Genomic DNA, 23,262 nt, shown 5'->3' with positions numbered 1-23,262 from the left:
CTGAAAGCGGTGTTTCCTAAAGCGGGACAGGCTGGTTCGGTGGCCGGTTTAGGGTGCCGCTACCAGTTCGCTGGTAATTTCTACATCGGAGCCTTTGCGTTGAAACAGGGCTTCGTGGGTGTAAATAGAGTTATGTTGGTCTTCGTAAAGATACTTTACCATCACGCTGTCGGGTGAGGAATATTTGATGGAAGTTTGAGCCAGGTAGCGTTCGCTTCTGCCGTTTCCATGAAGGTCGAACCGCACGTTGCCTCGGTATTGGAAGTTGTTTGCAGGCAGCCTGCGCGGCATACCTGGGAAGTCGAGGCGCAGGCGGCCATCTTCAAAGCGGTTGGTACGCATGGCGGCATAGGCTTGGGCAAGGCTGCCGTTGTGATACACGCAGCGATAGGTGGTTGGTACGTATTCCAGCGGTGTTTCGCGATTGCATTCGAGATTGCCTGCGGCGGCGAAGGGCGCGGCGAGGAGGAGGGGGAGGATTAGGGAGCGGATACGCATGGGGTTTCCCTTAATTAAGGTTGGTAAGAAAGGCTACCTGAAAACCGTGCCTCCGTTCTGTGGAGGCACAGTTTCTTTCAAAAGCGGGAAATAGCTGCCCGGCAGCGGGTTTAGGACATGTAGTCCTTGATGGTGATTTCCACGTTACGGCCTTTGCGCAGGAGCAGGGTTTCGCGGCTGTATGGGCTGGCGGGGCTGTCTTGCATATATTTTACCAACACGCGGTTTGCACCCTGATGGTGCAGGGTTAGCACAACCGGATAGGACTCGTTTTTACCGTCGTTGTCGTAGTCGTATTGGTCTTGGCTGCGATGGGTCAAGTTGCGTGTGGGCAGGGTATGCGGCAGGTGGGGGTGGTCGAGGCGCAGGGCGGGGGTTTCGTTTTGGTTGGCGTGCAGGGCGGCGTAGGCTTGGGCGAGGTTGCCGTTGCGATAGGTGCAGCGGTATACGGTGGGTACGCCTTGTTGAACCGGCTGGGGGTTGCATTCGAGATTGCCGGCGGCGGCGAATGGCGCGGCAATGAGAAGGGCGAGCAGTAGGGGCTGGGTACGCATTTGGGTTTTCCTATAACGGGGTGGATTGAAGGAAGGCTACCTGAAAGCGGGGGCTTCAACGGAGTTGAAAAGGCCGGGCGGTTGCCGCGCTGTTTTTCAGGTAGCCTGAATTATATAGTGGATTAAAATAAAAATGAGACAAGGCGGCGAGCCGCAAGGCGTACAGGTAGTACGTCAAGGCGAGCCAACGCCGTATCATTGCGATTTTAATCCACTATAGTACGGGGCAAGGGGCGTTAGTATGTGCCTTCCACCAAAATATCGCGGGTAACGTTTTGGATATTGCGGTGGCCGGTGAAGGCCATGGTGATGTCCATTTCGTTGTAGAGGATTTCCAGCGCGCGGGTCACGCCTGCTTCGCCGTAGGCGCCCAGCCCGTAGATGTAGGGGCGGCCGATGAGTACGCCGCGCGCGCCCAATGCCCAAGCGCGCAGGATGTCTTGGCCGCTGCGGATGCCGCCGTCCATCCACACTTCGATATTATTTCCGACGGCGGAAACGATGCGGGGCAGGGCACGGATGGAGGAGGGGGCGCCGTCGAGCTGGCGGCCGCCGTGGTTGGATACCACGATGGCGTCCGCACCGCTTTTCACGGCGGCTTCGGCGTCTTCCGGCTCCATGATGCCTTTGATGATGAGTTTGCCGCCCCATTCGTCTTTGATGCGGGCCACGTCGTCCCAACTCAGGCTGGGGTCGAATTGCTCGGCCGTCCAGGCGGAGAGGGAGCTCATGTCGCTCACGCCTTTGACGTGGCCTTCGATGTTGCCGAAGCCGCGCCGCCGGGTGTTGAGCATGCCCAAGCCCCATTCGGGCTTGGTGGCGAGGTTGAGCAGGTTCATCAGGGTGGGCTTGGGCGGGGTGGAGAGGCCGTTTTTGATGTCTTTGTGGCGCTGGCCGAGCACCTGCAAATCGGCGGTGAGCACGAGGGCGGAGCATTGGGCGGCTTTGGCGCGGCGGATGAGGTCGCGCATGAATTCGCGGTCGCGCATCACATAAAGTTGAAACCAGAAGGGATCGGGGCTGTTGGCGGCCACGTCTTCGATGGAGCAGATGCTCATGGTGGAGAGGATATAGGGCACGCCGAATTTGGCGGCGGCGCGGGCGGCGAGGATTTCGCCGTCGGCATGCTGCATGCCGGTGAGGCCGACGGGGGCGAGGGCGAGCGGCATTTTCACGGTTTGCCCGATCATTTTGCTCTCGAGGCTGCGGTTTTCCATGTCCACCAGTACGCGCTGGCGGAACAGGATGGATTGGAAATCGGCTTCGTTGGCGCGGTAGGTGGATTCGGTCCACGAGCCGGTGTCGGCGTATTCGTAGAACATTTTGGGCACTTTGCGCCGGGCAATGCGTTGGAGGTCGGCGATGCAGGTGATTTTGCTGAGATGGGAAGTCATGGGGATGCCTTTTGCTTGTTGGAATGAGGCCGCCGCTGATGTGTGGCGGGAAGTGATAAGGATTATATAGCTATCGCGAATTATATTCACTCTCGTGCAACTTGGCTTCACTATGCCGCATTGCGCATATTGCATGTAGTGCACTAACTTGTGTCGAAAGTGGATTAACTCGGCTGTAATAAATGGGATATTGGGCAATGGAAAAGGCTACCTGAAAGTTTCTCAGGTAGCCTTTGAATAATATGCAACGCAGATTATTTGTCCATGCGACGGGTTTCCACGATGCGGCCGTCGGCCACCATTCGGGGCAGATCGGCACGTTTCACTTCGATGCGTTCAGATTCGTCCCAAGTAATGTCGGAGAGATCGCCGTTCAGATCTTTTTGGGCACCAGCGGCTTCTGGCCAAGCAGCATCTTCGGTGATAACGATAATTTTATCAGCCTGTACGTCTACCACTTTCATCAGGCCGTAGGCCACGCCGTGCTCTTCGAAGCCTTCTTTGGAGAAGGCGCTGACTTTGGCGGCATAGAGGTCGCCCACTTTAGGTTCGGCCAGAACCGGGTCGAGTCCGGCAGCAGTAGTAGCGGTAGGTTGCACATTGCTGGCGGCAGCGGGCTGTGTATTGTCGGCAGCGGTGGATTGGGCGGAAGTGGAGTTGTTAGTTTGGCCGCCACAGGCAGCCAAAACGGAAATGAGGGCGAGGGCAAATAAACGTTGTTTCATGAAAGGATTTCCTAAAATTAACATTAACGATTAAATCAAAGGGTTTCTCGGTAGTTCCGAAAGTGAACGTATTATCGCTGGTTTATGGAAAATATACAAATTATTACGTTTCCAGATAGCACTCTCGGCAAGGTTGTTTGAAACCGATGCTGATATTTTCAGGTAGCCTTCTGCGGTTTGGGATTGCTGAAAAGAGTTACCTGAAAAATGATGTGGATGGTTTCGGCTTCATCAAAACGCCCCGGCCGCCTCGGGCATGGTTTTCATTTCGTTGAAACCTCGCTTTCAGGTAGCCTCTTGTGCGGCGGCAGCCTGTTTTTGCAGTTGATACAGCAGCTCGAGGGCTTGGCGCGGGGTGAGTTCGTCGGGGTGCAGCGCGGCGAGTTCTTGCAGCAGGGGGTGGGCGGCAGGCAGGGTGGGCTCGGCGGGGCTGTGTTCGGGCGTGGCTTCTTCGGGCAGGTTGAACATATCCATCTGCGGGCGGTGGGCGGCGGCTTGGGCTTCGAGCTGTTCGAGGTGTTTCTGCGCGGCTTTGAGGGCGGGGGCGGGCAGGCCGGCGAGTTTGGCCACGGCGATGCCGTAGCTTTTTTCGGCCGGGCCGGGCTCGATGTGGTGTAGGAAAACGATGTCTTGCCCTTCTTCTAGGGCGGAGAGGTGCATATTGACGGCGGCGCTGTGCTGCTCGGGCAGGCGGGTGAGCTCGAAATAGTGGGTGGCAAACAGGCTGAAGGATTGGTTTTTTTGGATTAGATGTTCGGCCACGGCTTGGGCGAGGGCGAGGCCGTCGAAGGTGGAGGTGCCGCGGCCGACTTCGTCCATGAGCACTAGGGATTGCTCGGTGGCGTGGCGCAGGATGTAGGCGGTTTCGCTCATTTCCACCATGAAGGTGGAGCGGTTGGCGGCGAGGTCGTCGGAGGCGCCGATGCGGGTGAAGATTTGGTCGATTTGGCCGATGCGGGCGGCTTCGGCGGGCACGAAGCTGCCGGTGTGGGCGAGCAAAACGATGTGGGCAACTTGGCGCATATAGGTGGATTTGCCGCCCATATTGGGGCCGGTGAGCAGCATGAGGCGGTGTTTGTGGTCGAGGCGGGTGTGGTTGGGGGTGAAGTGCGGCACTTGGCCTTCAACCACGGGGTGGCGGCCGTTGTCGATTTCGATGCCGGGGTAGTCGGTGAACCGGGGGGCGTGGTAATCGTGTTCGGCGGCAAAGTGGGCAAAGCAGCAGAGAACGTCCAGCGCGGCAGCGGCCTTGGCGGTACGCTGCAGCAGGGGCAGTTGTTGCTGGAGCTCTTGCAACAGGCTGTCGTAGAGGCGTTTTTCAAGGGAGAGGGCGCGCTCTTGGGCGTTGAGCACTTTGTCTTCGAAGGTTTTGAGCTCGGGAGTGATGAAGCGTTCGGCATTTTTCAGGGTTTGGCGGCGCTGGTAGTCGGCGGGGGCTTCGGCGGCTTGGATTTTGGAAAGCTCGATGTAGAAGCCGTGCACGCGGTTGTATTCGACTTTGAGGGTGGAGAGGCCGGTGCGCTCGCGTTCGCGGGCTTCGAGTTCGAGCAGGAAGTCGCTGCCGTGGTTTTGGATGCGGCGCAATTCGTCGAGCTCGGCGGAAAAGCCGTGGTTGATTACGCCGCCGTCGCGCAGCCATACGGCGGGTTCGGGCAGGATGGCCTCTTGCAGCTTCTCGGCAATGCCTGCGCCTTGCGGGAAGATGTCGGCCAGGGTATTGAGCAGGCTGCTTTCAGGTAACCTGAGTTGGGCAAGTGTGAATAAGCTGTCGCGCAGGCCGGAGAGGTCGCGCGGGCGGGCGGAGCCTACGGCGATGCGGGCGGCGATGCGTTCGATGTCGGCGATGGTTTTCAGGTAGCCTTGCAGGGCGGAATAATCGCTTTGCAGGGCGGATACGGCTTCTTGGCGGGCGCGGATGTGTTCGCGGTTGCGCAGGGGGTTGTGCAGCCATTGGGCGAGCAGGCGGCTGCCCATGTTGCCGGCGCAGCGGTCGAGGGTGGAAAAGAGGGTGGGCTCTTTTTTGCCGGACAGGGTGGCGGTGATTTCAAGGTTGCGGCGGGTGGCGGCATCCATGCCGATGTATTGCTGTTCGGTTTCGAGGCTGAGGTTGTCGAGGTGGCGCGGCAGGCGGGATTGGGTGTGGCGGATGTAGTTGAGCAGGGCGCCGGCAGCGCCGATGGCGGGGTCGTGTTCGCCGGCTTGGAGGCCGAAGCCGAGCAGGTCTTGGCAGCCGAAGTAGTCGGTGAGCAGGGTGTGGGCGCTGTCGGGGCCGAATTGCCAGTCGTGCAGGCGGGTGGGGTTGCAGTTTTCAGGTAGCCTCAGTTTGGCGGCGGCTTGGTCGGGCAGCAATACTTCGGCGGCCTGCAAGCGGGCGAGTTCGTCGGGCAGTTGGGCCGGGGCGATGATTTTGGCTTTGAATTCGCCGCTTTGCAGGGAGGCCCAGGCGAGGCCGACCGGCTGCTTGGCCTTGCCGTTCCAAGCCACGGCGGCGATGCGGTTGGTTTCTTTGTCTTCCAACAGGGCGGCATCGGTGAGCGTGCCGGGGGTAATGATGCGCACCACTTCGCGCGCTACGGGGCCTTTATTGGCGCCCACTTCGCCCACTTGCTCGCAAATGGCCACGCTGCGGCCGAGTTTGACCAGTTTGGCCAAGTATTGTTCGGCCGCATGGTGCGGCACGCCGGCCATTTTGATGGGTTCGCCGTTGATTTGGCCGCGGGTGGTGAGGGTGATGTCGAGCAGGCGGGCGGCTTCTTCGGCGTCGGTGAAGAAGAGCTCGTAGAAGTCGCCCATGCGGTAGAACAAGAGTTTGTCGGCGTGTTGGGCTTTGATGTCGAGATACTGCTGCATCATGGGGGATACGGCGCTTTTGCGGCTCATGAAAGGCTACCTGAAAAATGGAAAGGCGAAAAATAATATTGTAGCCGATGCGGCAGCGGGCGAAATGTTTGTGCTTGTAAAATGATTTGCCCGGCGGCTTGGGCGGGTGGTTAAATCCTGCCCGTTTGCGCCTGCGGCCGCCGTAAACGGGCAGGATTTGGCTAGAAAGCATCGGAAACGGTGCGGGACGGGCGGCAATGTTTATATATTATTTATCGATTTCTTTCAGTGGTATAAATTCAACTTCATGGAATGAAAACGGAAATGGCAGGAAAATTTCTTTCTTCTCGTAACGGCTGGCTGTTGCTGTCGGCATTGTTGCTGGGCGGCTGTTTTTTCCATAGCCGCCCCAAGCCTTCTGGCGGTGGTGTCAGCGGTATGTCGGCTTTGCCACCCGGGCAGCGTTATGCGGAAGGCTATCAGCACCGGGTTTCAGGTAGCCCGGCAGGGTATAAGGCGGTGTCGTTTGCGGCGTTGCCGCAGTGGCCGCAGCAGGATTTTGCCGCCAGCTTGAATGCGTTTCGCAAAAGTTGTACTGCTTTGAAAAACAAGCCGCAATGGCAGAATGTGTGTGCCCAGGCCGACAGGGTGGGCAGTCAGCCTGCGGCGGCCAGGCAGTTTTTCGAGCAATATTTCACGCCGTGGGAAGTGAGCCACAATGGGCAGTTGGGCGGCACGATAACCGGCTATTACGAGCCGGTGTTGCACGGCAGCGCGCGGCAAACTGCGCAGGCGCGCTTCCCGATTTATGGCTTGCCTGCGGATTTGGTTACTGTGCCGCTGGCCGGTGCGCCGCAATCGGGAACGGTGCGTATCCGTCTCACCGGCCGCAACAACGGCCAAATTGCCGCCAATGGCGAATACACGGCCAATCTGGCCGATTTCCCGGGGCGCGAGAAAAGCCGGTCTTTGAAAGGACGGGTTTCAGGTAGCCGTTTCGTGCCGTATTACACCCGTGCGCAAATCAATGCCGGTGCGGTAAACGGCAGTGCGCCAGTGTTGGCTTATGCCGATGATCCGGTTGAATTGTTTTTCCTGCATATCCAAGGCTCCGGCCGAATCCGTACGCCGGACGGCCGCTATATCCGCCTGGGGTTCGCCGATAAAAACGACCATCCCTATGCCTCCATCGGGCGTTATATGGCCGATAAAGGCTATCTGCCGCTGGCGCAAACCAGTATGCCGAAAATCCGCGATTGGCTGCGTGAGCATCCGGACAAATTGGCCGAAGTGTTGGGCAAAAATCCCAGTTATGTGTTTTTCCGCCAACTGCCGGACGGCAACGACGGGCCGATTGGTTCGTTGGGCGTGCCGCTGAGCGGAGGTTATTCCGGCGCGGTGGACAAACGCTTCATCACTTTGGGCGCGCCACTGTTTCTGGCCACCGCGCACCCTGAAACCGGCCATGCGTTCAACCGCCTGATTATGGCGCAAGACACTGGCAGTGCTATCAATGGTGCAGTGCGCGTGGACTTTTTTTGGGGTTATGGCGATGAGGCGGGCAGGGTGGCCGGCCGCATGAAGCAGACAGGTTATGTTTGGCTGCTGTTGCCTAACGGGGTGTTGCCGTGAAATCGCCCATTTCCATTCATGGATTACCCGTTAGACTGGTGTAAAGATATGCCGTTAGTGTGTAATCTCTTTACCTTTCGGCGGAGAGTTTGGCGAATCCGTTTGAATAGAACGTGTAAATTAATATATACTTTAGGCTAAATTTCCGACATTTGTGTTTGGAAAGACGTTAAGAGAAGTAGGATGAATATTTTCATTCAATTATGTTTAGGGAGGGTGGGATAAATGGATCTGATGATTCTGGTTCCGCTATTGGTAGTTTTGGCTGGCTTGATTTTTTTTCAGCGCCGCCAGAAGCAGCAGGCGAAAGCCGCTGTTGATGAAGAGAAAAAAGGCAGAGGTAAGCGTGCCGCCGCGAGATCGGCCGGTAAGAAGGCCGCCCAGGTGGCCGATCGTCCAGCTGCAGTTGCTTCGTCGTCTGAGCCTGAAGAGGTTGAGGTGAGTGAAGACTGGGGTTGGGAGGCTGTGCCTGATGTAGAGGTGGAAGAAGCAGCCGCCAATGTGGCGCAAGAAGTTGATGCGCTCACGGAATATAAAGTCTATAAGCAATTCGGCTACCATGAGAAAGCAGCCGAATCGCTGTCTCAATATCTCACTTCCGGTTCGGCAGCCGTGAGCGACGGTATGCGCAGCACTTTGGTTAATGAGTTGGTGCAGCTGTGGCTAGATGCTAAAAAGCCGGACGAATTGGCCGAAACCTTACGCCAGTTCGGCAACCTGCTCACCAAAGCCCAAACCGAGGACTACATCAAGCAAGGCTTGGCGGTTGATAAAAACAACCTCAACCTGCGCGTGCTGGCCGAAGAACTGTTGGGTTGGGGTGTGCAGCAGACTTCTGCCGAAATTGGCGAGCGCAGCGGATTGGATACGCCGACTCAGGCCAAACAGACCAAGCAGAAAAGCCGCCGCGCAGTTGCAGAAGCCGAGAGCGAGCAGAAAGTGGCGGATTCGTCTCCCACCAAATCCCGCAAAGAGTTGGTTACCAATTCTAAATACGCCGGTGCCATCCTTGTGCACGATGAGGAAAAAGCGGCGCTTATGGGCTTTATGGAACCCGAATCCGGCTATCGATTGATGAAGGACAGATTGGCATACGATGCGGCAGTCAGCTATGCCAATAAGGCCATCCGCCAAGCCAATAAACCTGCAGCGTTGATTATTGATGCGCTGAGCTTGGACTATAAAAATCAAAATATCGACCGCTTTGCACAGCATCTTTGGCAGCTTTACTACACCTTAGGCTCGTATGGCCGCCAAGTGAAAGAAAGAATGCTGGGCTGGGGTCTCAATTTGGGTGAACACCCTATCTTTACTCAGTTGGAAGCTAATCCGAATGAGGCTCAATTGCGCGAAATCGGAATTGCCAACGGCTTCTTGGATCGAGGCACCAGTACCCAAAAAGCGCACCGCAAACCCCTTATTAGAACACGTACTGATGATGTCAGCGTAAAACAGACGCCGGCAGAAAAAGTGTTGCGTGATGTCGAATCGTTATTGATGTACGGTCAGCTGGATGAAGCAATGAATTTGCTGGAAGAATCGATTTTGGAATACCCAAGCGAATCGCAGCTGTATATCACGCTGTTCGATATTTGCGAACGTGCGGAAGAGTGGGAGCGCTTGGAGCAGGTATTGCATAAGATACGTGCCAATATCCAGCATCCGCCAGAGGAGGTAGTATTGGCAATGAGCCAGTTGCTACAAAAAATCAACTACGGTTCTGTTCGGACATAATAAATGACTAATAACGCAATCCCCCAAGTGAAGACGGTTCACATTATGCTGTTGGGCATGGATGAGCGCCAATATGCGATGTTCCGCATGGCATTCAAAATGCACGGCATCACCAATTATGAACTGGTTACGGTGGAGCAGGGCATTCAGCCGGATATGGTATTGGCCGATGCCGATACCGATGTAGAGATTTGGAAAGATGCGAAAAACCAGTTTCCAGATGCGAAAGTGGTGTATTTCTCCAGTTCTCCGCCTCCGGTAACTGCGCCTTATTTGGCCAAACCAATTAAGTTCGATACTCTGTTTTTGAACTTGAAGAACTTGCAACAGGGTAATGGTATTTGGGTAGCCAGCAGTGGCGGCAGCTCTGGGGCACATACTTCCAGACAGCCAACACAAGAAGCTGTGCCAGCTGCCGCACAATCTCATTCGGCAAGCATTACCATCGAGAATTTTGATGAAGACAGCGGCTTGTTGGGCGAAGTGCGCAAAGCAGCCAAGCAGGATAATGATGTGGCAGTAATGCACAATGGTAAGCCTGTGTTGTTGGTGTTCCCTTCTGTTCAGAAAGTGTTGCTGGCAACCGATTCTGAAACAGTCCAATCTTTGTGTGAGCAAAAATTTGTTGATTTGCAGACACGAGTAATCACAGAAGAACATTTGAAGGCTAAGGCCAAACTCTCCATCAGCGCTTGCCTGTGGCAGCTGGCTATTTGGACAGGTAATGGCCGCTTCCCCAAAGTCATCAACAAAAATACAGTATTCAAAGTTCGCAACTGGCCAAACCTGACCCGTTTGGCACCGCTTGCCGAATCAATGCGCCTATCTGCCTTCTTAACCAAGGCTTCAGGTAGCCTGACTATCCTGCACAAACTGATGCTTATCGATAACAAAGATTTGGCTGATTATCTTACTGCAGTCTATGTTACCGACCATCTGATTGTGGAATCAGCTGGACAAGCTGAGCCTCAGGCTGCTGGAGCAGGGCAAGCTAGAGCTGCCGCACAAACGCAAACTATACAGCGTCCGGAGAGAGTCCATGCCAGATCGCATGAAGATAATGGCGATGAAGAAGTGTCGAAACAGCGCGGACTGCTGCAACGTTTGATGAATAAAATTATTGGCCGATAAAGGAATATAACATGGCAGAGAATAAGATTATTTTTACAGGCCCGGTCGGCGTGGGGAAAACTACCGCTATTGCTGCACTGTCGGATGACCCACCGATTAAAACAGATGCCCGTGCATCTGATATGACGACTTCCATGAAAAGCCACACTACCGTGGCCATGGACTACGGTGTGATTCACTTGGATGAAAAAACCAAAGTGCATTTGTACGGTACGCCTGGGCAGGAACGCTTTGATTTTATGTGGGATATTCTGAGTCAAGGCAGTATGGGCTTGGTGTTGTTGCTGGATAATACCCGTTCCAATCCTTTGAAAGATTTGAAGTTCTTCTTGGACTCATTCAGCGACTTGCTCAAAACCGCTCCTGTGGTAGTGGGCGTAACCAAGATGGATTTGAAAGCTACGCCCGGTATCGAGGTATATCAGAAATATCTGTTGCAATACGGCATGAACGTGCCAGTATTTGAAATTGATGCTCGTAATGAAAACGATGTGAAACAGCTGGTTACAGCTATGCTGTATTCAATTGATCCTGGTTTAGAGGTATAAAAATGGATTCGACACTACTTTTGCAGCCTAATCTATACCCACGAGTAACTCCTGCCGGCGCATATTATGCGGTTTCCAATAAAGGCCAGAGCGCTAGCCGTACTTTGCTGGGCGGCATTTTGCAAGCCGGTGAGCAGGAAAACGTTAGCCGCGAAAACGTATTGCGCTGGGCGCAAACCAACGATATTGATGCCGCACTCAACTTGTTGTACCGCATGCAGCGTTTGGAATTTTTGTATGGCGAAGACGAGCCGGACAAAAAAACCGATTTACTCAGCGGTACCGGCCTGCCCAATATCCTGATGCACCTTTCTGATGTGCAAAAAGCATTGCTGGTGGATCAAGATGGTTTCTATTTCTCCAGCTCCGGTTTCAACCACGAAGCAGCCGAAGAAATCGCTGTGCTGGCTAGTGAAGCCGTGCGTTTGTATGAACAGCACAGTCTTCTGATTAAGAATAACCTGAACATCTACCACAACGCGGTGGGCATTTGTGATCCGTCAGGCCAGAGTGAGCTGACCTTCTTCCCGCTGTATATCGGTGATTTGAAATTTATCTTGGTGACCGGCGGCGTGCCGCAGCTGCATAAAGACGAATTTGTATCTTTGGTGCGGGCGCTATATCAAATCGTTGATTCTGCGAACCAAATTGAAACATTCTGATTAAATTATTGGGAAAACACGATATGCAACAACAATTAGTTTCTTCCGTATTGAGCGATTTGAACAGTTCGTCTGTTGATATTACCGCTTCCGCCGTTATTTCTAGTGACGGTCTGCCGATTGCTTCCATGCTCCATGGCAATATCGACCCGGATCGCGTGGGCGCGATGTCTGCCGCTCTGCTGGCCTTGGGTAACCGTACTACCAAAGAGCTGCTGTGCGGCGAATTGGAGCAGGTGATTGTGAAAGGCACCGATGGCTACATCCTGCTGATTCAGGCCGGTGAGGACACCGTATTGGTGGTAACCGCACGCGAAAGCGCCAAACTGGGCCTGATTCTGCTTGACGCCCGCCGTGCAGCCCGCAGCATTGTGGATTTGGAAAGCAGCTAAACGCCTCTCCAATACGCAATGAGTGCCGCACGCCAGGCTACCTGAAAACACAGCCAATCTGTTTCAGGTAGCCTTTGTTCCATTGCCGGTTGGTAAACCGGTTTGTTTATGGAGTATAACCAACCAGATGGTATTTGGATTTTTTAGAAAGCGCAAAGCGCAACCCACAGCCCCGCAACAGGATGCCGAATCAGTACAAGCTGTTGAAGAAGCCGTGCAAACCGATGAGGTTGTGGCACAAGCTGCCTCAGAAACCGCAGAGCAAGCCGCTGCCCAAACGCCGGATGATGCAATTCCTGCGGCCGAATCGGAATCGACTGATTTAATTGATGAAGCATCGGCACACGGAACCGCAAGCACAGAAGCGGTAAGCGCTGAAGCAGCGCCCGCACCACCAGAAATTCTGTTGGAACCAGGCCTCGCTGCAACGCAGACAGATGAAACGGCCAATGCCTTGCCCACTGTAGAAACAGCCGAACAAGCAATGGGTGGAACATTCGCAGCTAAAGCTGAAGAAGCTGTTGCGTTTAATAAGTGCGACGCTGATGAGCAGGCAAGCAACGAGCCAGCATCCAGTGAACCGACAGCGGCGGAATCAGTTGCTCCATTAAGTACCGACATCGACCAAGCTGCTATCGAGCCAGTTTCCGAGCAGCCAACCTCGCTCGGTTGGGCTGCCCGCCTCAAGCAAGGTTTGAGCAAATCGCGCCAGCAGATGGCCAAGTCGCTGGCCGGCGTGTTTGGCGGCGGCAAGATAGACGAAGACCTGTATGAAGAGCTGGAAACCGTGCTGCTCACCAGTGATATGGGCATTGAAGCCACCGAGCATCTGATGGAAGAAGTGCGCCAACGCGTGAGCCTGCGCGGCTTGAGAGACGGTGAAGAACTGCGCGGGGCATTGAAAGAGGCCATCTACGAGCTGATTAAACCGCTGGAGCAGCCGATGGTCTTGCCCGCAGACAAGCGGCCGTTTGTGATTATGCTTGCCGGTATCAACGGCGCAGGCAAAACCACTTCCATCGGTAAGCTGGCTAAATATTTCCAAGCTCAGGGCAAAAGCGTGCTGCTGGCCGCCGGCGACACTTTCCGCGCCGCTGCCCGCGAGCAGCTGGCCGAATGGGGCGAGCGCAACGGCGTTACCGTGATTTCCCAAGCTTCCGGCGATTCTGCCGCCGTCTGCTTCGATGCCGTGGAAGCCGCCAAAGCACGCGGTATCGACATCGTGCTGGCCGATACGGCCGGCCGCCTGCCCACGCAAACCCATTTGATGGAAGAAATCAAAAAAGTGAAACGCGTGCTGCAGAAATCCATGCCCGACGCGCCGCACGAAATCGTGGTGGTGCTGGATGCCAATATCGGCCAAAACGCCGTGAACCAAGTGATTGCCTTCGATGACGCACTGGGGCTCACCGGCCTCATCGTGACCAAGCTCGACGGTACGGCCAAAGGCGGCGTGCTGGCCGCATTGGCCAGCCGTCGCCCCGTTCCGGTGCGCTTTATCGGCGTGGGTGAAGGCATCGACGATTTGCGCCCGTTCAACGCCCGAGAGTTTGTAGACGCGTTGCTGTAATCCCTATGTACACACTCAAAGGCTACCTGAAAAACCGTTTTCAGGTAGCCTCTCGGTTTTCAGGTAGCCTGTTATATAATCCGCCTCACCCTTCCTTTTCGAGAACACCATGCTGCTTGCCCTCTCTTTGCGCGATTTTGTGATTGTTGAGCAACTCCATTTGGATTTCCAGCCCGGCTTTACCGTGCTCACCGGCGAAACCGGTGCCGGCAAATCCATCACGCTCGATGCGCTCAGCCTGCTGCTCGGCGACAAGGCCGACTACAGCCAAATCCGCCACGGCTGCCCAGAAGCGCAGCTTTCCGCCCTGTTCGATTTGAGCGACCTGCCCGAATTGCGCGCCGAACTCTGCGAACAAGGCCTGCTCGGCGCAGACGAGGTCGAGCTTTCCATCCGCCGCACCATCGACAGCAAAGGCCGCAGCCGCAGCTTCATTAATAATCAGGCCGCCACCCTGACCCAACTGCGCCAAATCGGCAGCCGCCTGGTGGACATCCACGGCCAAAGCGCGCACCACTCGCTCAACAGCGAAGCCGTGCAGCGCGATCTGCTGGATGCTTTTGCCAGCAGCAAACCTTTGGCCGAGCAAGTGCAAGCCGCTTATCGGCAATGGCGGCAGGCACAAGAAGATTTGGACACGGCCGAAGCCGAGGGCGAGCGTTTGGCCGAAGAGCGCGAACGGCTAGCCTGGCAGGTGGGCGAAATGGAAAAACTTGCCCCGGTGGAAGGCGAATGGGCACAGCTTTCGCAAAGCTACGATAGCCTGGCGCACGCTGCCGAACTGTTGCAGGCTGCCGAAGAAGTGGCCGCCCACATCGACGGCGACAACGGCCTGCACAGCCTGGCCGGGCGCTGCCGCCGCCAGCTGGAAAGCCTCTCCGGCATCGAACCGCGTTTTGCCGAAAGCCTGGCCATGCTCGACAGCATCGAAGCCGAGCTGGGCGAAATCAGCAGCCACATGCACAGCGTGGCCGCCCGTGCCGAAATCAACCCCGCCGAATTGGCCGCACAGGAAGAGCGCATGGCCGAGCTGATGTCTGCCGCCCGCCGCCACCGCATCGAGCCTGAAGAACTGCCAGCCCGCCTAGCGCAGCTGCAGCAGGATTTGGCCGATTCCGAAGCCGCTGCCGACATCGAAGCCCTGCGCGAACAGGTGCGCCTGGCCGAAGCCGCCTACCAGCAGCCCGCCCGCAAGCTGTCCGCCCAAAGGCAGCAGGCTGCCGCCAAACTGGCCGAAGAAACCACCGAACACATGCAGCAGCTTTCCATGCGCGGCGCACGTTTCCACATCGAGCTCATCCCATGCGAAGCGCAGGCATACGGGCTGGAGCAGGTGCAGTTTCAGGTAGCCGCCAACCAAGGCAGCCCTTTGCGGCCGCTGAACAAAGTTGCCTCCGGCGGTGAACTGGCCCGCATCAGCCTGGCCCTGCAGGTCACCGCCAGCCAATATACGCAAATTCCCACCCTGATTTTTGACGAAGTAGACAGCGGCATCGGCGGCGGCGTGGCCGAAACCGTCGGCCGCGCCCTGCGCACGTTGGGGCGGCAGCACCAAGTGCTCGCCGTAACCCACCTGCCGCAAGTGGCCGCCTGCGGCGCGCAGCATTGGCAGGTGAGCAAACACAGCGGCGGCGGCCAAACCGTGAGCACCATCCGCGAGCTCGAAGGCAGTGCGCGCGTTGAAGAAATCGCCCGCATGCTCGGCGGCGAAACCCTCACCGACACCACCCGCCGCCATGCCGCCGAAATGCTGGAAATGGCGGCAGCAGAGTAGGGCGGTTGTTTCAGGTAGCCTGTAGGCCAAGAAAGAGGCTACCTGAAAAATCAACCCGCCAAAATTTCAGGTAGCCCGCAAACACGAAAGGCTACCTGAAAGCAGCCATCCCACTGTATAGTGGATTAACAAAAATCAGGACAAGGCGGCGAGCCGCAGACAGTACACACGTTACGGCAAGGCGAGACAACGCTGTACTGGTTTAAATTTAATTCACTATAAAACCCGCTGCCTGTTGGCAGCCAGTTTCCCACCCTATTCCAAGCCCATCCCATCATGACCGATTCCCTCTATCTGCCCGCCGCCCGCCTGCGCCCCGCCGCTATCACGCTGCCCGGCTCCAAAAGCATCAGCAACCGCAGCCTGCTGTTGGCCGCCCTGTCCGACAATGCCTGCCGCATTGAAAACCTGCTCGACGCCGACGACACCCGCCACATGCTTGCCGCGCTGCAAAGCCTCGGCGTCCGCATCGAGCATCATAGCGGCGGCAGCTACACCGTGCACGGCTGCGGCGGCCGTTTCCCGCAGCGGCAGGCCGATTTGTTCCTCGGCAACGCCGGTACCGCCTTCCGACCGCTTACCGCCGCCCTGGCCCTGCTCGGCGGCGATTACCGCCTGCACGGCGTGGCGCGGATGCACGAGCGCCCCATCGGCGATTTGGTCGATGCCCTGCGCCAAGCCGGGGCAACTATCCGCTACGAAGGCCGGAAAGGCTATCCGCCGCTGCACATCAACGAACGGCAGGCCGGCGGCCAGAGCCGCATTACCGTGCGCGGCAACGTGTCCAGCCAATTCCTCACCGCCCTCCTGATGGCCTTGCCGCTCACTGGCCAGGCGCACGAAATCGAAGTGCAGGGCGAGCTGATTTCCAAACCCTATATCGACATCACGCTCAAACTGATGGCGCAATTCGGCGTTCAGGTAGCCCACGACAGCCACCGCCTGTTCAGGCTACCTGAAAGCGCCCGCTACCATGCCCCGGCCACCCTCCATGTGGAAGGCGATGCCTCCGGCGCGTCCTATTTCCTCGCCGCCGGCCTGCTTGCCGCCGCCCCCGTGCGCGTGAACGGCATCGGGCGGCACAGCATCCAGGGCGACACCGCGTTTGCCGCCGAGCTGGAAAAAATCGGCGCCGCCGTGGAGTGGGGCGAACATTATATTCAGGTAGCCCGCCGCCCCGGCCAGCGCATCCGCCCCTTCGATTTGGATGCCAACCACATCCCCGATGCGGCAATGACCCTGGCCGTGGTGGCGCTTGCCGCCGGTGCGCGTTGCAGCCTGCGCAACATCGGCTCGTGGCGCGTGAAAGAAACCGATCGCATCGCCGCCATGGCCGCCGAACTGCGCAAACTCGGCGCGCGGGTGGAAGAGGAAGCCGAAGCCATCCACATCACCCCGCCGCCCCGCCTGGCTGCCAACGCCCACATCGACACCTACGACGACCACCGCATGGCCATGTGCTTCTCGCTGGTTTCCCTGCTCGGCGTACCCGTGTATATCAACGACCCGCAATGCGTGAACAAAACCTTTCCCGATTATTTCCGATTGTTTGAATCCATGCGGGCATGATGGGCTACCTGAAAGCTTGTAAACATTATGGATGGTGTGCAGTTGGGGCGGTGAAACCCAACATTCTACTATATTCCAAAGCCGCATGCGTGTGTTCCGCACACACCCTCCGCGGCCTGCGGCTAACCCAATCTACGCTTGCTTAATTCTAATGATATGGATTATTAAGTTATGACAAATAAATTGAATAATATAGACTTCATTAATGATTGTTTGGATAAAGCGGGGATGCTATATGAAGAAGGCGATATTGATAAAGCGCTAGAAATATATCAGGATGCTTGGTTCAATGGTTTTATACAACCACCTTATCAAAATGATATTTATGACTTAGGTTGATGTTTTTGTTATCAAATAACCTCTATCTTTGTTGAAAAAGAACAATACGGAGAAGCTATAAAATGGGCCGTTAATTTAATTAGATTTCCAAACAGGAATTATGATGATGATTATATTGTTATTGGTGAAATTTATTTGAAGATGAATAAATTTGACCTGGCATTTGAAATGTTTGATAAAGCTTATAAATCAGGCAAAGCTCGTGCTTTTAAAGGGCACGATGATGCTTGGAAGTTTTATAAAAACCATCCAGCGGCGAAGCAAGCGTAGTAAAGTAGGGTATAGCTTGGATTGGTCAACCCAACATTCCACAATTTAATTCACTATAGTAGGGCATAGGTAGGGTGCGTGAGCAAGCTTACGCACGCGGTTGTTTATCAAATAATCTTAAGCCGTATGCGCCCCCTGCATGCCTGTAACGCGAAAGGCTACCTGAAGACCGTTTTTTCAGGTAGCCTCCCACATAAAACCGCCCGCAAGTTTTCCTGCGGGCGGTTGTTTGGTTTAAGCCAACCGTGCGCTTAGTTCGGAGACACCAAAATCTTCACTTGGCTCTTCTCTTTCACCAGGGCTTCAAAGCCTTCGCTCACGATGTCTTGCAGCTTGATGCGTTTGGTAACCAGCTTGTCTTTCGGGAAGTAACCTTGTTCCATCAGTTGCAGCACGGCGGGGAAAATGTCGCGGTAGGCGATGATGCCTTTCACGGTTTTTTCCTTGATCACGATTTCGTTCGGGTGGATGGAGGCTTCGTTTTCCCAAATGCTCACGATCACGCATTCGCCGTCGTTTTCCACGGCTTCGATGGCCTGTTTCAGCACGGGGGCGACACCGGTTACTTCAAACGATACGTTCACGCCGCCATTGGTTTCGGCTTTGATGTGTTCCACCACGTTTACTTTGGAGGGATCGATGACCACGGCGCCCAGCTCGCGGGCTTTGGCTTGGCGTTCGGGAGAAAGCTCGACGGCGTAGATGGTGGTGGCGCCGGCAGCGCGCAGGGCTTCGATGGTGAGCAGGCCGATGGGGCCGCAGCCGAATACAGCAGCGGTGTCGCCGGCTTTCAGTTTGCTCTGGCGCACGGCATACAGAGCCACGGCGGCGGGCTCGGTGAGCGCGCCTTGTTCGTAGTCGATGCTGTCGGGCAGTTTGTGGCACAATTCGCCGTCTACCACGCAGTAGCTGGTGAAGCCGCCGTCGGCAGCCAGGCCGACGAAGCCGAGGTTTTTGTCGAGGTTGTATTTGCCTTTGAGGCCGTCTTTGGCCAAAATCGGCTCAACGGTTACGCGGTCGCCCACTTTTACGTTGGTTACGTCAGCGCCCACTTCCACGATTTCGCCGGCAAATTCGTGGCCGAGCGTGAGCGGGGCTTTGCGGCCGGAATAGGGGTGCTCTTTCTCTACCGGGATAAAGATAGGGCCGCCGAGGTATTCGTGCAGGTCGCTGCCGCAGATGCCTGTGTATTTCACAGCGATTTTCACTTGGGAGGGGCGTGTGATTTCGGGAACGGCTACGTCTTCCACGCGGATGTCGCGGCGACCGTACCATCTTGCAGCTTTCATTGTACTCATATCAGTATCCTTTTAAAGTTGGGTTGAGAAGGAGATTTGATTGTAGGAACTTTGGGCGGCAGTTTCAAGCGGATTCGGGCGATTATTCCAATATTATTTTTCAGGTGGCCCGGCAAAATGGCCGGCTGCCGTTGCTTTTGCTTAAAACTTAAATATTTATGATTGAAATACAGGAAATTACCTATCGCTACCCGCAGGCGCGGGAAAATGCGCTCAACGGCGTGAGCCTGCTGGTGGCCGAAGGGGCGGCGCTGGGCCTGCTCGGCCCCAACGGCGCGGGCAAAACCACGCTGATGTCGCTTTTGGCCGGGCTGTTGCCGGTGCAGGGCGGGCAGATTTTGTTTGACGGCGTGCCGCTGGGCAGGCTGCCGGCCAAAGAGCGGCAGCGTATTTCATTGGTGCCGCAGGATTTTGCCTTTTATCCCCTGCTTTCGGTGTGGGACAATATGCGCTTTTTCGCCGCGCTGTATGCCGTGCGCGACGAAGGCTACCTGAAAACTCTGCTGGAGCAGACCGGCCTGGCCGAACACCGCGCCAAGCTGGCCAAACACCTCTCCGGCGGCCTGAAGCGGCGCTTAAACTTCGCCATCGGCCTCATCAACCGCCCCAAGCTGATTTTTTTGGACGAAATCACCGTGGGCATCGACCCCGAATCGCGCCGCTTTATTTTGGACAGCGTGGCCGCGCTCACGCAGCAGGGCATCACGGTGGTGTACACCTCGCATTATTTGCAGGAAATCGAACTGTTGTGCCGCGATATTGCGCTGCTGTACGGCGGGCGGCTGGTGTATCACGGCGGCCTGCATGAGGTGTTGCGCCAAGGCGGGCAATCCGGTTTGGCTCTGCGCGCCGTGCCGCCGCTGCCCGATGCCGAGTTGGCCGGGCTGCAAGGCCGCCGCGCTGCCGACGGCACGCTGCATTTCGATACCGATGCGCCCGCCGAACTGCTGGCCGTGCTGCAAGATAAAGGCTACGCCGCCGAAGCCTGCCGTTTCGGCTTTGCCTCACTGGAAAGCTTTTATTTGGACTTCTTGGCTAAACAGGCTACCTGAAAAGAAAACAGCAGCCTGCAAGCAAGGGCTACCTGAAAACAGAAAACATCATATAATTAACCATATGCAACCATCCTTCCCCGCGAGGCCGGCCTCATGCTAGCCGCCGCCATCACCAAAGAACTCAAGCTGCTCAGCCGCGACCTGCACGGCGTGGCCGTGCTGTTTGTGATGCCGATTCTGTTTATGCTGATTATGTCGGCCGCCTTGAGCAGCAGCCGGGAAAACCTCAATCCCGACGCGCAAATCGTGCTGCTCGGCAAACCCGGCAGCCCGCTTAACCAACAGTTTCTGCAAGCCCTGCAAAACGAGAAGCTGAAAGTGCAGCTGGCCGATGAAAGCCGCCTGGCCGATTTTCAGGTAGCCTTACAGCGCGGCGAGGCCGATTTGCTGCTGCTCAATCCAAACGATGAAACCACCCCGCTGGAAAAAGAACAGCCCCTGCGCCTGTGGCTCCAGCCCGATGCCGACCGCGGCTGGCTGCTCGGCATCAAAGGCCTGATGCGCCAGCATTACACCCGGGCGCGCCTGGCGCAATACTTTGATGGCAACGAAATCGTGTTGGACAACAACAAAAACCCTGCCGTACGCCGCATTCAAGACCAAGTGAACAAAGAATTGGACGGTAAGTTCGGCCAAATCGAAACTTATCTCGGGCGCGAAATGTGGCAGGAAACGTATCTGAACCGGCAGGGCGAGGCGGTGGAGCAGCCCAATTCCGTGCAGCACAGCGTGCCCGCCTGGCTGATTTTCGGCATGTTTTTCATCATGATACCGCTATCCAACGTGATGGCGATGGAGCGGCAGACCAATACGCTCACCCGCCTGAACATGGCGCGTGCCCCCGCTTGGAAGCTCTTGGCCGCCAAGCTGATTCCCTACTTCTTAATCAACCAGTTGCAGTTTGCCGGCATGATTGCGCTGGGCGCATGGGTACTGCCCCTGCTCGGCATGCCCGCCTTTGCGCTGGCCGGCGGCTGGGCAGGTTATGCCGCCGTATCCTGCGCTGTGAGCCTGGCCGCGCTGGGCTACGGGCTTTTGGTGAGCGTGCTGGCCAAAACCACCGAACACGCCGTGGTGCTGGGTGGCGGGGGCATCATCATCATGGCCGCACTGGGCGGCGTGATGGTGCCCGTGCACATCATGCCCGCGCTGATGCAGCAAATTTCCCAGCTCTCACCGATGGGCTGGGGCTTGTCCGCCTTCCAAAAACTGCTGTTAAACCATTACACCCTGGTGCAAATCGCCCCGCAGCTGCTGCGCCTGGCCGGTTTCGGCCTCGCCGCCCTCGCCGCCGCCGCCGCGCTCTACCGCCGCCAACTCAAAACCCAAGCGAGATTTTAAAGTGAACACGCCCGATTTAAGCTCCCCCGCGCTGGAGCAGGCCTTGAAAAGCCTGATTGTGCGCGAAACAGAAAAACAAGACGATGTGGACATGGCCGCCTTTGCCGACGACTCCCCGCTGTTCGGCCCGGAAAGCCCGGTCGGCCTCGATTCGCTCGACGCGCTGCAAATCACCGTCGCCCTGCAAGCCCGTTACGGCGTGCGCCTCAACGGCGACCGCATGGTGCGCAAACACATGATGAACGTGCGCGATTTGGCCGCCTTTATCCGCGAACAGCACGGCGCATAAAGGCTACCTGAAAAATCGTTCTGCCTGTTTTCAGGTAGCCTTTGTCGTATCGCTAAGCACACCGCATGAATCCGAAAATCGCCCACCTCCAACAACGCAACGCCCAAGTCCGCCTGCGGCAGCGCTATGCCTTTTTAAACATTGCCGACATCCAATCCACAGATGGCGAGATTGCCTGCCGATTTATCGACAGCGGCATCTATCGGCTGACTAATCCGGCCGCCGCCACCTTCCCGTTTCATCAAAACGGCATCATCGGCCACTCGCTCTACCAAGCCCAGCATCAAGCCGCCCGTGCCGAAATGCTGCGCCGGATACGCGCCTTGCTTGCCGATAAGGCGTGGATAAGTCTGGAAGAAAACGGCTTCGGCTTCTGGGCGCTCATCTCCCTGCCCGCCTTGCAGGCCGCTTTGGATCATTGGTTTGAACAACATGACGATTTCGCGCTGTATCTCGAAAACGGCCATGCGCTGGCCATCCATGAGGCGGAGTATGAATGGGAATTGCTGGAAACGCCGGGCAGACCGCTTGAGGCTACCTGAAAAATGAACACTGTAAATACCCCATCCCGAGCCGCCTATTTGTGCGGCAGCAGCTATTGGTGCGCACAAGGGCAGGGCAGCCGCCCGTTCGGGCTACCTGAAGCTCCCTTTCTGCCGCCCGCCCTCCGCACCGCCCACGGCCTGGGGCAGCCGCGCGAGCTGCCGTATTTTGCCGCCTTCCCCGCCGCGCCGGCCACGCTGGCGCAGCTGTGCGGCTGGATTGAGGCTCAAATCCGCCAAGCCGCTGCGGCAGCCGGCTGGGAGGCAGACAACCTGGCCGGTATTCCCGTGTTCATCGGCTCCACCTCCTATGTGATGTCCGACCGCGAAGCCGCGCCGGCTGCCAGCCCAGAAGAAGAACACTACACCCTGTGTGAAATCGCAGGCTACCTGAAAACCCATTTCCGCAGCCCCAACGTATTTAGCTTCGCCACCTCCTGCACCGCCGCCGCCCAAGCCCTGCTCGCCGCCGCCCGCAGCATCGAAAACGGCTTGGCCGAATGCGCTATCGTGGTCGGCTTTGAGAGCTTCAACCGGCTCACCTTTGAGCATTTCCATGCCATGAATCTGCTCGATACCGAGCCGGGCAGGCTGCCGTTTCTTGATGCCGGCGGGCTGGTGTTGGGTGAAGGCATGGCTGCGCTGGCACTCTCTGCCCGGCCGCATCGCGATTACGCTTGTCGTCTGCACGGCTTCACCGCGCAAACCGATCACCTCAACCTCACCGCCTCTTCCGCTGAACCGCTGCAGCATTTGCTCGCAGAATGCCTGCGCCGCGCCGGAATGGCCGCACAGGATTTACGCGGCGTGAAAATCCACGGCAGCGGCGGTTTGAGCGACGAAGTGGAAATGCAGGTGCGCCGCCAAATCTGGCCGCATACTCCGGCCATGCTGTTCAAACCCTACACCGGCCACACCCTCGGCGCCACCGCCGCTTTGGAAACCGCCCTGCATCACGCCGCCCTGCAACAAGGCCACCTGCCGCCACTGCCTGTTGCCGCTTCGGATTTTCCCTTGCCCACCCTGCACGGCCAGCCGCTGCCAAACGGCGGCTACCTGAACTACTTCCTCGGCTTCGGCGGCAGCCATTGCGCCTGGGTGTCGGATTGGCAGGGCTGAGGCTAC

General features: G+C 56.8%; 22 protein-coding genes. 16 read left to right on the top strand and 6 right to left on the bottom strand.

Annotation, left to right across the window (positions count from 1 at the left end; genetic code table 11):
- Positions 1–48: 48 nt before the first annotated feature.
- The 5 genes from ELB75_RS11195 to mutS all read right to left on the bottom strand — a co-directional run bounded on the left by ELB75_RS11195 (position 49) and on the right by mutS (position 6,051).
- Positions 49–498 (bottom strand): hypothetical protein, encoded by a 450-nt coding sequence (locus tag ELB75_RS11195; RefSeq protein ID WP_126983961.1) that lies wholly within the window; start codon positions 496–498, stop codon positions 49–51.
- 110 nt (positions 499–608) lie between these two features.
- Complete coding sequence (locus ELB75_RS11190) at positions 609–1,052, bottom strand: hypothetical protein (protein ID WP_126983960.1); 444 nt, start codon at positions 1,050–1,052, stop codon at positions 609–611.
- A gap of 236 nt (positions 1,053–1,288) precedes the next feature.
- Positions 1,289–2,446 carry an alpha-hydroxy acid oxidase gene (locus ELB75_RS11185; protein WP_126983959.1) on the bottom strand — a complete coding sequence of 386 codons (1,158 nt, stop codon included), beginning with the start codon at positions 2,444–2,446 and terminating at the stop codon, positions 1,289–1,291.
- A 254-nt stretch (positions 2,447–2,700) separates the two neighbouring features.
- Positions 2,701–3,171, bottom strand: a complete 471-nt coding sequence (locus ELB75_RS11180; protein WP_126983958.1) for a hypothetical protein — start codon at positions 3,169–3,171, stop codon at positions 2,701–2,703.
- 285 nt (positions 3,172–3,456) lie between these two features.
- The gene (gene mutS, locus ELB75_RS11175; RefSeq protein WP_126983957.1) at positions 3,457–6,051 is read right to left on the bottom strand and encodes a DNA mismatch repair protein MutS; all 2,595 of its coding nucleotides are present in this window, start codon (positions 6,049–6,051) and stop codon (positions 3,457–3,459) included.
- A gap of 264 nt (positions 6,052–6,315) precedes the next feature.
- On the opposite strand from mutS, the gene mltA reads away from it, so the two are divergent.
- The 11 genes from mltA (at position 6,316) to ELB75_RS13070 (ending at position 17,612) form a co-directional block, all read left to right on the top strand.
- Positions 6,316–7,623: a murein transglycosylase A gene (gene mltA / locus ELB75_RS11170; protein ID WP_241236079.1), complete on the top strand. Its 1,308-nt coding sequence runs from the start codon at positions 6,316–6,318 to the stop codon at positions 7,621–7,623.
- A 225-nt stretch (positions 7,624–7,848) separates the two neighbouring features.
- Positions 7,849–9,357 (top strand): hypothetical protein, encoded by a 1,509-nt coding sequence (locus tag ELB75_RS11165; RefSeq protein ID WP_126983955.1) that lies wholly within the window; start codon positions 7,849–7,851, stop codon positions 9,355–9,357.
- Positions 9,358–9,360: 3 nt separating this feature from the next.
- A complete protein-coding gene (locus ELB75_RS11160) occupies positions 9,361–10,488 on the top strand; it encodes a hypothetical protein (protein ID WP_126983954.1) in 1,128 nt (375 codons plus the stop codon).
- Between the two features lie 11 nt (positions 10,489–10,499).
- Positions 10,500–11,036: a GTP-binding protein gene (locus ELB75_RS11155; RefSeq protein ID WP_003824085.1), complete on the top strand. Its 537-nt coding sequence runs from the start codon at positions 10,500–10,502 to the stop codon at positions 11,034–11,036.
- A 2-nt stretch (positions 11,037–11,038) separates the two neighbouring features.
- Positions 11,039–11,698 carry a roadblock/LC7 domain-containing protein gene (locus ELB75_RS11150; RefSeq protein WP_126983953.1) on the top strand — a complete coding sequence of 220 codons (660 nt, stop codon included), beginning with the start codon at positions 11,039–11,041 and terminating at the stop codon, positions 11,696–11,698.
- A gap of 23 nt (positions 11,699–11,721) precedes the next feature.
- Positions 11,722–12,090 (top strand): roadblock/LC7 domain-containing protein, encoded by a 369-nt coding sequence (locus tag ELB75_RS11145; protein ID WP_064106599.1) that lies wholly within the window; start codon positions 11,722–11,724, stop codon positions 12,088–12,090.
- A gap of 127 nt (positions 12,091–12,217) precedes the next feature.
- A complete protein-coding gene (ftsY, locus tag ELB75_RS11140; protein ID WP_126983952.1) occupies positions 12,218–13,660 on the top strand; it encodes a signal recognition particle-docking protein FtsY in 1,443 nt (480 codons plus the stop codon).
- A gap of 109 nt (positions 13,661–13,769) precedes the next feature.
- Complete coding sequence (gene recN / locus ELB75_RS11135) at positions 13,770–15,434, top strand: DNA repair protein RecN (protein ID WP_126983951.1); 1,665 nt, start codon at positions 13,770–13,772, stop codon at positions 15,432–15,434.
- Positions 15,435–15,710: 276 nt separating this feature from the next.
- On the top strand, positions 15,711–17,003 hold the full coding sequence (aroA, locus tag ELB75_RS11130) for a 3-phosphoshikimate 1-carboxyvinyltransferase (protein WP_126983950.1): 1,293 nt from the start codon (positions 15,711–15,713) through the stop codon (positions 17,001–17,003).
- 171 nt (positions 17,004–17,174) lie between these two features.
- On the top strand, positions 17,175–17,342 hold the full coding sequence (locus ELB75_RS12560) for a hypothetical protein (protein ID WP_164726895.1): 168 nt from the start codon (positions 17,175–17,177) through the stop codon (positions 17,340–17,342).
- 141 nt (positions 17,343–17,483) lie between these two features.
- Complete coding sequence (locus ELB75_RS13070; protein WP_277600819.1) at positions 17,484–17,612, top strand: hypothetical protein; 129 nt, start codon at positions 17,484–17,486, stop codon at positions 17,610–17,612.
- Positions 17,613–17,863: 251 nt separating this feature from the next.
- Here ELB75_RS13070 and ELB75_RS11125 read toward each other — a convergent pair whose 3' ends face one another.
- The gene (locus ELB75_RS11125) at positions 17,864–18,910 is read right to left on the bottom strand and encodes a 2,3-butanediol dehydrogenase (RefSeq protein ID WP_064089944.1); all 1,047 of its coding nucleotides are present in this window, start codon (positions 18,908–18,910) and stop codon (positions 17,864–17,866) included.
- Positions 18,911–19,068: 158 nt separating this feature from the next.
- Between ELB75_RS11125 and ELB75_RS11120 the strand changes: the two genes are divergently transcribed.
- From ELB75_RS11120 to ELB75_RS11100, 5 genes are all read left to right on the top strand, one after another.
- Entirely contained in the window at positions 19,069–19,962 is an 894-nt protein-coding gene (locus ELB75_RS11120) for an ABC transporter ATP-binding protein (RefSeq protein WP_126983949.1), read from the top strand.
- Positions 19,963–20,058: 96 nt separating this feature from the next.
- On the top strand, positions 20,059–21,306 hold the full coding sequence (locus ELB75_RS11115; protein WP_126983948.1) for an ABC transporter permease: 1,248 nt from the start codon (positions 20,059–20,061) through the stop codon (positions 21,304–21,306).
- 1 nt (position 21,307) lies between these two features.
- Complete coding sequence (locus ELB75_RS11110) at positions 21,308–21,595, top strand: acyl carrier protein (RefSeq protein WP_067447944.1); 288 nt, start codon at positions 21,308–21,310, stop codon at positions 21,593–21,595.
- Positions 21,596–21,660: 65 nt separating this feature from the next.
- Positions 21,661–22,137 carry a hypothetical protein gene (locus ELB75_RS11105; protein WP_126983947.1) on the top strand — a complete coding sequence of 159 codons (477 nt, stop codon included), beginning with the start codon at positions 21,661–21,663 and terminating at the stop codon, positions 22,135–22,137.
- A gap of 3 nt (positions 22,138–22,140) precedes the next feature.
- Positions 22,141–23,256 carry a beta-ketoacyl synthase N-terminal-like domain-containing protein gene (locus ELB75_RS11100; RefSeq protein ID WP_126983946.1) on the top strand — a complete coding sequence of 372 codons (1,116 nt, stop codon included), beginning with the start codon at positions 22,141–22,143 and terminating at the stop codon, positions 23,254–23,256.
- The last annotated feature ends 6 nt before the right edge of the window (positions 23,257–23,262 follow it).

Source organism: Eikenella corrodens, from assembly GCF_003990355.1.
In the GTDB taxonomy this organism is placed as follows: Bacteria; Pseudomonadota; Gammaproteobacteria; order Burkholderiales; family Neisseriaceae; genus Eikenella; species Eikenella corrodens_B.
The sequence above is the reverse complement of the archived record's forward strand: the minus strand, read 5'-3'. Positions and strand labels throughout refer to the sequence as shown.